This window comes from Teredinibacter haidensis (assembly GCF_014211975.1).
Lineage (GTDB): Bacteria > Pseudomonadota > Gammaproteobacteria > Pseudomonadales > Cellvibrionaceae > Teredinibacter > Teredinibacter haidensis.
This window is the reverse complement of record NZ_CP060084.1, coordinates 3,632,588-3,645,204: the sequence shown is the minus strand read 5'-3', so window position 1 is coordinate 3,645,204 and position 12,617 is coordinate 3,632,588. Positions and strand designations below refer to the sequence as shown.

Genomic DNA, 12,617 nt, shown 5'->3' with positions numbered 1-12,617 from the left:
GCCTATTAGCAGATATCGTACTTAGGTATAGCGATCACCAGCCACTAGATAGAATGAGAACGAAATTAAAGCGGCGGCGTTTACTACGCGCCATAAGAACACGTAATGGTTAAAGAGGTATAGATGAATCGTTTCAAGCAGTTAATCGTAATGTTTTTCATTATTAATGTTATATTTCTATCGCATGCCCACGCGCAATTAGCGATGACCAATGTATATGGACGAGATGCTGTAAGTCTAAATGGTCAGTGGAACGCTATAGTAGACCCTACGGGTATTGGCGATTGGCGCCAAGTATGGGAGGAAAGAAAACCAGAGAAAAAGACCGACTTTTTTGAATATTCATTTGAGGGTGGGCCTTTGCTATCTGTGCCCGGGAGTTTTAATACGCAATACCCCGAGCTCACGTATCTAGAAGGAACTGTTTGGTATAAAAAAGTTTTTGATGCTAAACCTGAGAAAGCCAAAAGACTATTTTTACATTTTGGTGCTGTAAATTATCAAGCTACGGTATATTTGAATGGCGATCTAATCGGTAGCCATGAAGGCGGCTTTACGCCGTTTCAATTTGAGATAACAGATGTTGTTCGTAACGGAAAAAACACAATTATTGTTAAAGCAAATAATCAGCGATTAAAAGATGGTCTGCCTGGATTGGGTTATGATTGGTTTAATTATGGTGGCATCACTCGCGATGTTCACCTTATTAAAACAAACGCCTCCTTTATCGAAGACTATTTGATTCAACTGAAGAGCCATTCCTTAGAGGACGTAACGGGTTGGGTTAAAGTAAATGGATCCCTGAGATCTCAAGAAATAGACATTATAATTCCAGATTTAAATATCAACTATAAGACAAAAAGCAATCGTGATGGTATCGCTAAAGTTAGCTTCAAAAGCCAAATCGACTTATGGTCACCCGATAACCCGCGACTATATGAGGTTATCATTAAAAGCAAAACTGATACTGTTTCCGATAAAATTGGATTCAGAAGCATCGAAGTGAGCGGTACGAAGATATTGCTTAATGGTGAATCAATTTTTCTAAAGGGAATTAATATTCACGAAGAAAATCCTTTGAAATCCGAGAAAGCATTTTCGGAAGAAGATGCGATACTACTGCTATCCTGGGCAAAAGAATTAGGCTGCAATATTGTTCGGCTAGCTCATTATCCACATAACGAATATATGGTAAAGCTTGCAGAAGAGATGGGCTTAATGGTGTGGGAGGAATTACCTGTTTATCAGCACATTGAGTTTTCATCACCTAGCATGAAGAACAAAATGGATGTAATGCTTCGGGAGATGATTCGTAGGGATAGAAATCGTGCCGGCGTAATTATCTGGAGTTTGTCAAATGAAACCTATGATTTCACGCCAAAACGAAATGAGATGCTTGCCGATATAGCCAAAAAAACTAGGCGTATAGATGATACTAGACTAATTACATCGGTGATAAACAATCAGGGCTATGAGAATAATACGGTCAATGTTTGGGATTCTGTTTATAGTCACTTTGATATTATATCCATTAATGAATATTTAGGATGGTATGTTCCTTGGCAAGGAAAGCCTGAAGACACAGAGTGGAAGCTTGTCTTTAATGACAAGCCTGTCTTTATCTCTGAATTTGGTGGCGAAGCGTTGTTTGGAAGTAATTTCGGGCCTAAGGATGAAGCGGCATATTGGAGTGAAGAATATCAAGAGAAAATTTATAGGGATCAAGTCAAGATGTTTGCTAGTGTGCCGAATCTGGTCGGAGTTTCCCCTTGGCTTCTAGTGGATTATCGCTCGTTGGGTAGAATGCACCCCATATATCAAAAGGGTTGGAACCGTAAAGGGCTGTTGTCTGAAAAGGGTGAAAGAAAAAAGGCCTGGCATATTATGAATAAATATTTCAGCGAGAACTAAAACCATCACTTTAAAAATAAGTATAGGAACAGTATGGCAATAGGCTGCCTCTAGGTGTTTTCCGACAGAGCTAATGGTGTTCGCACCTATTTGATGAATATGTACGAATATATGGCAGAAGCGCTCGTGAAAGATGCGAGCAAGTTGGAGTGCGTTCCGGTAAACGGTTTCCAGAGCGCGCACCAAACGTCTCGAAAATTGTGGGGCGCCTAAATTCTAGCAAGTGTAGGTTCCGAAATTTATTTTCGGAACAAAAAAAGCGTCTAACTAACGTCGTGGTGGCTGGAATAGCAGGTTCTTTGTCTTACTCCCTGTTCAGCTCTAAGAGTTTTTATAACGGCATAATAGGAATTGAAGGCGTTGTGGAACGTTCCGAAATGGAGGTTTCGGAGAATAACCGGATTTTAAAATATATGATAACGTTGTCAGATAGTGAATTAGTCTTGAGTGAAGACAATATAGATTTGGGTGTAAAATAGTTATATAGGCGTGCTGCAGTAAAGGTGTATCAATTAAAATGGGGTATCGGAATAAGTCGGGAATATGGAATGCACAAGAACAGCTTCATTACATTTCCATTCTTGATGGCAATGAAGAATAGTCGGTTAGGAGCACAGCATAATAGTTGCTATTTGGGGCAAACCTGCTTCGGCCCGTTATATTAACGTCAAATTTCAGGAGTATCGAGAAATTAAATACATCTGGATAATAGCATTCTCTGCCATTTTAGTTTGGTCGGGTATCGATCCTAAGGACCAGTTCACTTGGTTACTAGAAATTGCTCCCGCAGTGATTGGTGCCGTGCTGCTGGCCGTGACTTACAATACCTTTAGGCTAACGCCAGTACTTTATGGTTTTATTTTGTTGCACTGTATCGTGTTAATGGTGGGTGGCCACTACACCTACGCTGAAGTTCCTTTGTTCGATGGCCTATTTGGTTCGGAAAGAAATAACTACGACAAGGTAGGCCACTTCTTCCAAGGGTTTGTTCCTGCGCTACTGGCAAGGGAAGTACTCATTCGAAAGCATGTTGTCAATGGCCATATTTGGCAGGCATTTATAATTATTTCTATATGTTTGGCCTTCAGTGCATTCTATGAGCTAGTTGAATGGTGGGTAGCTTTGGCCACAGGGGAGAAAGCAGAGGCATTCCTCGGTACTCAGGGTTATGTATGGGATACGCAATCTGATATGGCGCTCGCCCTATTAGGGGGATTTTGTTCGCTGCTTTTATTGTCCGGCTTGCATAATAGGCAAATCGAAAATGTAATGAAAAGTTCGGCGCGGGCCCAGTAAGCTCCGCTTCGTTTCAGTGGATACGCTACACGCATTACTTCGCTGATTTACGGGCTAAACAAACACACCTTTCGTGTCTGCCTCGCCTATTTTTATTTTGAGTTCTACAAGTAAATACGGATACAATTTGGGTTTAACCATAGGCCACCCAAGAGTCATCAAACATTAGACGCAAAGTGCCAGTAAACGTGGCGTGGGTGCAGGGTGCTTACGCGTCGGCTGATTGTGGTGCTATGCGGAGTCTAACCTTGAAACTAATATAATTTTTTATTCTTATTGTTTTACCCCCACTAGCATTTTATGCAGATGGTGAGCCAGAAAAAGCGTTTGAATGGCAGGAGCTTAAATTAATGGCGAGCGATTCCTTAAGCCAAAAAATAGTATTTTACTGAGGCGAATAGCGCAAAAAACTCATTACGCCGGATTCTTTCAAAAGAAAATTCAACCAATAGAAATGGAGCTTACGTATACTGGATACGCCATTAAATTGATGAGCGGATATACAGTATCACTCGAAGAGTTGGAAAATAAATTTATCGACCAAATTTCAGTTTATGGGACAATAGTGTGAAATTGTGAGGCCGAAATAGTCGGCCATATCGGCATATGTATCGCATCTGTGTAGATAAAATCGACGAAGGTGAAAACGGTAAGAGTTTCACGTTATGTATACCGTAATGTGATGGGGTGATATGGAGCTAGTGGCGTACACCTCGGCCGGAACAACGCCCAAGAAATAAAAAAATACCAGGATACGTTTAATGCTATGGCCGAGTTGGAGATTATTAACATGGGTAAAATAAAATAGTACAGAACAAAAATGTCAATATTGTGCCGTTACATATCGCGTAACTCGGTACATTACATAGGCGTTAATAAAAAATGAAGGAATCGAATGATGTTTTTTCAGGTATTGAAAAAAACAATAATAGGTATTGGCGCCTCGTTACTGTTTTTAGTGGCCCTTTTCTTTGTCGGGGTTTGGTGGCCGCTAGATAAAGTTGTACCCGTTAGAACTAGTTCGCCTATAGCCATAAAAAATACGTCGGTTATTGACCTCTATTCAGGCGAAGTGTTAGAGAATCAAACGGTTTTTATTGAAAATAAAAAAATAAAATTTGTCGGTTTATCAAATAAAATTGATGTGTCTGAAAACGCCATTTAAATTGATGGGCGCAATCAATACGTAATGCCATCGCTATGGGACATGCATACACACGTATATAAAATTACTGCGCTTCTAGATTTACCGCTATACGTTGCATATGGCGTTACTAATGTAAGGGATATGACCAGTTGTCCGAAGCAGGGAGATCCTTTCGCGTCGTGCCCCGAGGATTTCAAGCGTTGGACCAAAGCTGTAATTGACGGTCAGCTCGTTGGGCCACGTATTCAGGGCACTGCTAGCTGGCAACTTAACGGCCCCGGAATTCACGATTATATTCAAGATCTACCTGATTTTTTTGGTACAAAAAATCCCGCACAGGCGAGGCAGTTTGCTCGTTACTATTCCGGCAGGGTTGATGCACTAAAGGTATACAATTATATACCAAGAGACTCGTATTTTGCGCTAGTCGACGAAGCAAAGATACTGGGCCTAGATGTAGTAGGTCATCGCCCCCATGCTGTAAGTGCAATTGAAGCCGCGCAGTCTCAGAAGAGTATTGAGCATGCACGCTTTATATTGCATGAATCATTTTCTGGCAGCAAAAATTTACGTGAATCGGTCGAAATAGGTTCCTGGAAAGAAGATCGGCGGCGGATGTTGGATGAGCACGATCCTGAAATGGCAGCAGCAATTTTCGATGCAATGAAGGCCGGTGGCACATGGTATGTACCAACTCACCTGACACGCAGAGTTGACGCTTATGGTGAAGAGCCTCTAATCCGCAGCGACCCGATGCTTCGTTATTTACATCCCCTAATGAAGTGGCAGTGGTTAGAGGATGTGAATAAAGTTATTGATGAAGAACCATCTGCGCAAGCACGACAAGCCTATCGAGATTTCTACCATAAAGGCCTTGAACTCACAGGTGAAGCCCATCGTGCTGGTGTTAAGGTGTTGGTTGGTACGGATTATATTGTCGCGGGTATAACTGTTCATGATGAGTTGGAACAATTGACGATGGCAGGGCTAACACCCCTGGAAGCACTTCGCGCGGCGACTGTATTACCCGCAGAGTATTTTGGCCTGCAAGATAAATATGGCCATATTGGTGAAGGAATGAACGCCGATTTGATTCTTCTGAACAAAAATCCATTAGATAATATAAGAAATTCGTTGGAAATAGAGACGGTAATACTTAACGGTAACCTTTATGACCGAAACCGCCTTGATAATATCGAGCGTATAGTAGAATATCGAGCGAAAAGCTGGAGTATTGCCTGCAAAATGTTGTGGCAATTACTAAAAAATCCTGTTGCTTACTAAATGTTGGTATTTGTAGCCCGATTTCAAGTTTGTCCCGTAGGCACTTCGATCTGCGCCCCATGTTGTGTAAGGCACCCGGTATTTTACGACGATCCGCTCTAACTATGACGCTACTGACAAAGGCGTTAGACATCACTAAGGATAGGCATCATGAGACTAATATCTCTATTGGTTGGCTTAGTGATAATTGCTTTACTTATTAGTAAGCAACTTTCTCCAGGGTCTTCTTCAAACGATAAAGATACCGCTATGGATAAGCAAGGTATTACTCTTCCGAGAGTACCCGTTGCACCAAAGGACGTAAAAAATTTGAAACGGATATGAATAAGTTTATTCAAGATGCGGCTTCAGAGAGAAATAAAGAGTTAGAGGGAATAGAGTAGTTCCTTAGTCAGTAAGCACGCTTTGAACTAAATTTCGCTATTTTTCCTGCTAGATAAGGGCGAAAAATGTTTCTTTGATATGGAGTCGGAGAGTTTACTGATATGAAAAATGTAATTATATTTCTTAGTGCTTTGGCGGTATTTTTAGCATCAGCTGTATACCCGATCGAGGCAAAGAAAATTCTGTTTATTGCATCCAATCTTAATGATATGTCTGATCAAGAAAAACACGACGCAAGAAACAATCTCTGGGAGTATGCGCCGCCATATCATGTCTTTTACTCGCACGGATATGAAGTTGATTTTGCATCTCCCCGTGGTGGCTCGGTACCATTTATGGTGGATGCGCTTGGAAATAGTAGTTATACAATAAACTATGAAGGCTTTCTGGAGCGGGCGAATGGTTCGTTGAGACCTTATCAGATTTAGGCCGCAGATTATGCGGCGGTCTATATAGGAGGCGGTTATGGAACTCTTTTTGATGTCGCCTCGAACAAGAAGCTGTTAGCTTTTATGGACGAGATTTATGAGAACGGTGGCGTGATCGGAAGTTGTGGGCACTGCGCAGGAGCGTTTGCTAATGCCAAGCTGAGTAATTGAAGGTTTTTGGTGGAAGGTAAGCGTATTGCAGGCTTTCCAAGCTCAACGGAAAAGGAAAAATCATGGGCCAAAAGAGGAAAATTACTCCCGTTTTTAGTTGAAGAGAAACTTAGTGAAAATGGTGCGTTAACGGTTAACAAAAAAAATAGCGGATAAGCACGACGTAGTCGTTGATGGGCGTATTGTATCTACAGTGTTCTTGCCTTCATCTGCCTTAGTGGCTAAGGAAGTTGTTCTTTTGATAGAAGGGAATAATAAACTTAACGAAGAGATTCCGCCGAGCGCTAACGTGTCGGTTGACTGAGCTGTTGAAACAATATATAGGACGTTTTGATTGTGAAAAATATGAAATACGACTTTTAAAGTTGATGTCATAATTTACAACTTTTCAATTGTTGGGAGCTCGGGAATTAGTCGATTTTATTTGGTTATATTTTATGATGGATAATGAATCGGATTCTAATCTAAGTGCCAGCTGTGTGGGCGGATGAGTAAATAATTATTGCTAATGTTGCAATCGAAAAATAAAAGACAAATATGTGTCGATCTATATGGTTGTAGCGTTGACACCTGTTTAGGTGCATGTCTTGGATTTCTACGAGGCTCACTAGCTCAGCATAGCGCGCGTTTGAGAGCGCTTGTAGAAAATATATTTTCCTGAAAAAGGGATCGTTCTGATCTTTAGCGGGCATCCGGCGGATGTAATTGGTAAAAGATAAGGCTGGTTTCACGTAAACGGAAAAACTCGGGCGTACGAGTTCAATCAATAAAAATAATATTTTGAATTACTTCAGATTTAGTTCTAGACTTCAGTAGTGTATTCCTGTGCTTAATTTAAGGCTGTAAAGATCGAGTTTGGCGACAGTTAACACGAGCGCCAACCCTACCGAAAACGTTAATTGAATGTAACTCCTGGGGAGATAGGCGGCTGTGAGTTTTTTTCAAAACCAGAATATCACGCAAGTAAAGGTGCAGGTGTATATCAGGCTTCTTTTATAGATATCTTGTATGATCACGAAGGCTACCTTAGAAAGTATAACGGTAAAATTTCAGATCCCGTTGTAAACACTAATAAGCGTGTAGCGATTGTCGGCAGCGGTCCGGCAGGGCTGGTTGCAGCGTTTCAGTTGTTGCAAGTGGGAATCGACGTAGAAATATTTGAAGCGGATAAATCTCGTTACGGAGGTAGAATTTATTCTGGTCATCCTGTTGCGGGAGACTCTGCAATTTTTGAAATGGGTGCTATGCGAGTGCCACCTTCGGAAAAATTATTTGGCTACTACGCCAGTTTGTTTTCCATGGAAAGCGGCGACTTCCCCGATCCGGGTAAGGTTTCCACCCGTATTGTCTTTGATGGCGAAGTCTATACTTGGCTAGCGAATCAGCCTCCACCTGAAATATTTTTCACAGTGAGCAAAAGTTGGGATGCCTTTGTTGAAACGCTCGCTCCTCTTATTGATTGCTTAAAGGAAGGCACTGAGACGAGTTTTCAAAAAGCTTTGAGCGCCTGGCAAGCATTGGTAAACCCTGGCAATGCGGAGATTGGGTTTAGCAATATCAGTTTTTACGAGGGTTTGGTTTACCTGTTTGTCGATAATTATCAGAAATACGGACTACAACAGCCCTGGTCGGGTAGGGAGTTTGCGTTGTTCGGCGCACTTGGTTTGGGGTCTGGCGGTTTTGGCCCATAGTGGATTTATTCTTATTGCTGCTTTTTACTTGCGTGCTCGCTGTGGCGGCGAATCTTATGGGGCACGGTTAGCATATTTGGCTGTAGTGTGCACTTGTATACATTATTCGCCTTTATCGTTGGGATGGCAACCAAAGTGCCGGTAGCAAGGTTAACTTGGGGTCTGACTTGTTCCTACGCTCTGGCGTTGGGAGGAGGCTGGTGAAACGTGGCTGCTCGTGAGTATTATTGAGGTGTTTCTAGCAAGATAAATAAACGGCGCTAAAGGAATTGGAGTTTAAAAATGAAATATATTGAATTGGATGTAAGAAACGCGTTAATTGTTCATGGCTACGATGAGGATAATCGCCCTTTAGAGGAAGAGATCCGAGAAGAGCAATATATAAGAAAGTTGGTTGCTATTGAGCGTATCCGCTCGATAAGCGAACAGTACATTCTTGTATCATCTTCCCACGGAAGAGAGATGTATTGGGAATATGTTGGGAACCTGAGCGATATAAAAACAAAGCTAGCAGAAAGCTCACTCATTATTGATTGAATTAAATTCGTGGTAGGGCGGCGCGATGTATGAGTTCCCACAGCCGACCGTGGGAACTGGTAAAAACAGGGCGTCAACGTATATCCGTTTGCTTCAGTTAATGTCCAGCTTGTCCCAGAGCTCATCGATTTTTTCTTTTACGGCAATATCCATCTCAATGGGTTTTCCCCACTCTCTGTCCGTTTCTCCCTTCCACTTATTGGTGGCATCGATACCCATTTTTGAACCCAGGCCGGAAACCGGTGAGGCGAAATCAAGGTAGTCGATAGGGGTGTTGTCTACCAGTGTGGTATCACGTGTTGGGTCAACACGTGTGGTGATGGCCCAGATCACATCTTCCCAGTTGCGGGCGTTAATATCATCGTCGGTAACAATCACAAACTTGGTGTACATAAACTGTCGCAGGTACGACCATACGCCGAGCATGATGCGTTTGGCGTGGCCGGGGTATTGTTTTTTCATGGTGACTACGGCTATGCGATAGCTGCAGCCCTCCGGTGGCAGATAAAAATCGACAATTTCTGGAAATTGTTTTTTCAGTAACGGTATAAATACTTCGTTTAGGGCCAGGCCTAAAACGGCAGGTTCATCGGGCGGGCGCCCGGTGTAGGTGCTGTGGTAAATCGGGTTTTTACGGTGGGTGATCCGCTCTACCGTAAAAACGGGAAAGCTATCTACTTCATTGTAATAGCCTGTGTGGTCGCCAAAGGGCCCTTCGTCGGCCATTTCTCCTGGAGCAATAAAGCCTTCCAAAATAAACTCTGCGGAAGCGGGTACTTGCAAATTGTTGCCTTTGCTTTTTACCACCTCGGTTTTGCTGCCACGCAATAATCCGGCAAAACCGTATTCGCTTAAGGTGTCGGGAACGGGAGTTACTGCGCCCAAAATGGTTGCCGGGTCGGCGCCCAGTGCTATAGAGACAGGGAAGTTCTCGCCGGGATGTTGTGCCTGCCATTCTTTAAAGTCGAGAGCGCCGCCACGGTGGCTGAGCCAGCGCATAATCAATTTGTTTTTACCGATTAACTGCATGCGGTAAATACCCAAATTTTGGCGTTCTTTGTGTGGCCCTTTGGTGATAACCAGTGGCCAAGTGACCAGAGGGCCGACATCGCCAGGCCAGCAGATTTGAATGGGGAGCTTATTTAAATCGACTTGGTCGCCTTCCAGTATGATTTGCTGGCAGGGCGCTTTGCTGACTTCTTTGGGCGCCATATTTAAAACCTGTTTAAATATGGGTAGTTTATCCCAGGCGTCTTTCATGCCTTTGGGAGGTTCCGGCTCTTTTAAGAATGCCAGTAGCTCCCCTACTTCGCGCAGTGCATCAACACTTTCCTGCCCCATTCCTAGGGCGACGCGCTCGGGCGTACCGAACAGGTTTCCTAGCAGGGGAATATCGTGGCCTTCAACATTTTCAAATAATAACGCAGGACCGCCAGCACGCAGTGTGCGGTCGCAAATTTCGGTAATCTCAAGGTTGCAGCTTACCGGGTGGGTAATGCGTTTGAGTTGCCCTTTTTTTTCGAGTAGTTGAATAAAATCGCGAAGATCTTTGAACATAAATGCACGTTGTGCGGAGCGCTTCGCTTCTTGAGCGGCCTTGTGGCCTGCTGGAATACGGAGCGGTCGCAAGCTCCCTTCAGGAATTGAATAGTTGTCGTAGGTGTGTTTTTTATTTACAGAAGCCGCTTTTGGCGGCGTTCCGTATTTTGGTTGCGCGTAGCGGGCGCTCCGGAAGCGAAGCGCTGCTATCGTTATTTTGACTTCATAGAAAGGAAGAACTGATCGTTGGATTTAAAGCCTTTCAGTCGATCAATTAAAAATTCAGTTGCAGAAGTATCTTCCATATCGTGAAGCAGCTTGCGCAGAATCCATACGCGAGAAAGTTCATCTTCCTTCATTAACAGATCTTCGCGGCGGGTTCCGGAGCGGCGAATGTTAATGGCAGGATAAATGCGCTTTTCAGCAATTTTTCGATCGAGGTGCAATTCCAGGTTGCCTGTGCCTTTAAATTCTTCGTAGATAACCTCGTCCATTTTCGAACCGGTATCGATTAGAGCGGTTGCGACGATAGATAGGCTGCCGCCTTCCTCAATATTTCGTGCGGCTCCGAAGAAACGCTTGGGGCGTTCCAGGGCGTGGGCGTCCACACCGCCGGTCAGCACTTTACCGGAGGAAGGAATAACGGTGTTGTAGGCGCGGGCTAATCGGGTAATGGAATCGAGCAGGATAACCACATCTTTTTTGTGTTCAACCAAACGCTTGGCTCGCTCAATAACCATTTCCGCGACTTGTACGTGACGCGAGGGCGGTTCATCGAAGGTGGAGGCAACCACTTCGCCGCGCACTGAGCGTTGCATTTCGGTGACTTCTTCTGGACGTTCGTCGATTAGCAGAACAATTAAGTGGCACTCGGGATTATTGCGAGTAATGGCCTGCGCAATATGCTGCATCATAATGGTTTTACCGGCTTTGGGTGGCGCTACAATCAAGCCACGCTGACCTTTACCGATTGGTGAGATTAAATCGATGATACGGCCGGTTAAGTCTTCCGAGGAGCCATTTCCAGTTTCCAACATCAGGCGCTTGGTAGGAAACAGTGGAGTAAGGTTTTCGAACAGAATTTTGTTGCGCGAATTTTCCGGTTTGTCGAAGTTAATCTGGTTAACTTTTAATAGAGCAAAATAACGTTCGCCTTCTTTGGGGGGGCGAATCTTTCCGGAAATGGTATCGCCCGTACGAAGGTTGAAGCGTCGAATTTGGCTGGGGGATACGTAAATATCGTCCGGGCCAGCCAGATAGCTTGCACCGGCTGAGCGCAAAAAGCCAAAACCGTCTTGGAGTATTTCTAGTACACCGTCACCGTATATGTCTTCGCCGCTGCGGGCATGGCGTTTGAGTATATTGAATATCACATCTTGCTTGCGAGAGCGGGCAAGACTTTCCATGCCCATCTCTTTGGCGAGATCGATAAGTTCTTCTATGGGTTTTTTCTTGAGGTCGGTAAGGTTCATAAGATTTAATACGGTAGGGAGGATGTTGGCCTGGGCCAGACGATTTTATTAATAATAAGTTTGTGAATCTGTAATGTGTTAATCAACGGCGGTTCAATGTTTATGTCGTTATGATGCTGCGCGAACTAAACGTCGGAAATAATAAGTGCTTCGAAGTCAGTGTGGCCGTGGGTTGGGCCGGGTATTGCTGTCGCAAGCACGAGTATGGGTAAAAGGGATCCGATTGGGCAGCTGGTATTGCCTTGATCCGGTCATCGGGTTGCTGTAAGTCGGGGTATGATTGACTGCAGGGGAGATGAGCGGAAATGCTTAATTGCAAGACAAATGCAGTATAGCTACAAATTTTCAGGAGTGCAAAGAACAAATCGTAAACAATTTGACTTGGACACAGTTGTGGGTGCAACTGTGTCCAAGGTTTCTGTATTACAGGTTGCTGTCGATAAATTCTTTCAGCTGAGCTTTCGATAGAGCACCGACTTTGGTGCCTTCCGCGCTACCATTCTTGAAAATGATCAGGGTGGGTATACCACGAATATTAAATTTAGCCGGTGTTGCCTTGTTGGCATCAACATCCATCTTACAGATCTTGATTTTATCACCGTACTCCTGAGAAAGTTCATCCAGAACAGGTGCGATCATTTTACAGGGGCCACACCAGGCAGCCCAAAAGTCGACCAGAACCGGACCTTCTGCGGACAGCACGTCCTGTTCGAAGTTTGCATCGCTAGTGTGAACGATCGCGTCACTCATATGTAGA

The 12,617-nt window shown here is 43.8% G+C and carries 12 protein-coding genes; 9 read left to right on the top strand and 3 right to left on the bottom strand.

The features are described 5' to 3' along the window. Nucleotides 1-123: 123 nt before the first annotated feature. The 9 genes from H5715_RS14605 to H5715_RS14575 all read left to right on the top strand — a co-directional run bounded on the left by H5715_RS14605 (nucleotide 124) and on the right by H5715_RS14575 (nucleotide 8,849). On the top strand, nucleotides 124-1,911 hold the full coding sequence (locus H5715_RS14605) for a glycoside hydrolase family 2 protein (protein ID WP_075187024.1): 1,788 nt from the start codon (nucleotides 124-126) through the stop codon (nucleotides 1,909-1,911). A 54-nt stretch (nucleotides 1,912-1,965) separates the two neighbouring features. After that, nucleotides 1,966-2,124: a hypothetical protein gene (locus tag H5715_RS14600; RefSeq protein WP_175574310.1), complete on the top strand. Its 159-nt coding sequence runs from the start codon at nucleotides 1,966-1,968 to the stop codon at nucleotides 2,122-2,124. A 417-nt stretch (nucleotides 2,125-2,541) separates the two neighbouring features. Next, a complete protein-coding gene (locus tag H5715_RS14595; RefSeq protein ID WP_484600453.1) occupies nucleotides 2,542-3,207 on the top strand; it encodes a DUF2238 domain-containing protein in 666 nt (221 codons plus the stop codon). 895 nt (nucleotides 3,208-4,102) lie between these two features. Next, nucleotides 4,103-4,372, top strand: a complete 270-nt coding sequence (locus tag H5715_RS20295) for a hypothetical protein (protein WP_246434570.1) — start codon at nucleotides 4,103-4,105, stop codon at nucleotides 4,370-4,372. A gap of 24 nt (nucleotides 4,373-4,396) precedes the next feature. Next, nucleotides 4,397-5,638 carry an amidohydrolase family protein gene (locus H5715_RS14590; RefSeq protein WP_281388159.1) on the top strand — a complete coding sequence of 414 codons (1,242 nt, stop codon included), beginning with the start codon at nucleotides 4,397-4,399 and terminating at the stop codon, nucleotides 5,636-5,638. A 485-nt stretch (nucleotides 5,639-6,123) separates the two neighbouring features. Continuing rightward, nucleotides 6,124-6,450 (top strand): type 1 glutamine amidotransferase family protein, encoded by a 327-nt coding sequence (locus H5715_RS20075; RefSeq protein WP_221892299.1) that lies wholly within the window; start codon nucleotides 6,124-6,126, stop codon nucleotides 6,448-6,450. 180 nt (nucleotides 6,451-6,630) lie between these two features. Next, complete coding sequence (locus H5715_RS20070) at nucleotides 6,631-6,777, top strand: hypothetical protein (protein WP_221892298.1); 147 nt, start codon at nucleotides 6,631-6,633, stop codon at nucleotides 6,775-6,777. Nucleotides 6,778-7,520: 743 nt separating this feature from the next. Next, nucleotides 7,521-8,312 carry an FAD-dependent oxidoreductase gene (locus tag H5715_RS14580; RefSeq protein WP_075187021.1) on the top strand — a complete coding sequence of 264 codons (792 nt, stop codon included), beginning with the start codon at nucleotides 7,521-7,523 and terminating at the stop codon, nucleotides 8,310-8,312. A 282-nt stretch (nucleotides 8,313-8,594) separates the two neighbouring features. Continuing rightward, nucleotides 8,595-8,849, top strand: a complete 255-nt coding sequence (locus H5715_RS14575; protein ID WP_075187020.1) for a hypothetical protein — start codon at nucleotides 8,595-8,597, stop codon at nucleotides 8,847-8,849. A 93-nt stretch (nucleotides 8,850-8,942) separates the two neighbouring features. Here the strand turns inward: H5715_RS14575 and ubiD are convergent, their stop codons facing one another. From ubiD to trxA, 3 genes are all read right to left on the bottom strand, one after another. Next, nucleotides 8,943-10,406 carry a 4-hydroxy-3-polyprenylbenzoate decarboxylase gene (gene ubiD, locus H5715_RS14570; RefSeq protein WP_075187019.1) on the bottom strand — a complete coding sequence of 488 codons (1,464 nt, stop codon included), beginning with the start codon at nucleotides 10,404-10,406 and terminating at the stop codon, nucleotides 8,943-8,945. A 194-nt stretch (nucleotides 10,407-10,600) separates the two neighbouring features. Continuing rightward, a complete protein-coding gene (gene rho / locus H5715_RS14565; RefSeq protein ID WP_075187017.1) occupies nucleotides 10,601-11,860 on the bottom strand; it encodes a transcription termination factor Rho in 1,260 nt (419 codons plus the stop codon). A 423-nt stretch (nucleotides 11,861-12,283) separates the two neighbouring features. Beyond that, a complete protein-coding gene (trxA, locus tag H5715_RS14560; RefSeq protein WP_075187016.1) occupies nucleotides 12,284-12,610 on the bottom strand; it encodes a thioredoxin TrxA in 327 nt (108 codons plus the stop codon). Nucleotides 12,611-12,617 lie beyond the last annotated feature (7 nt).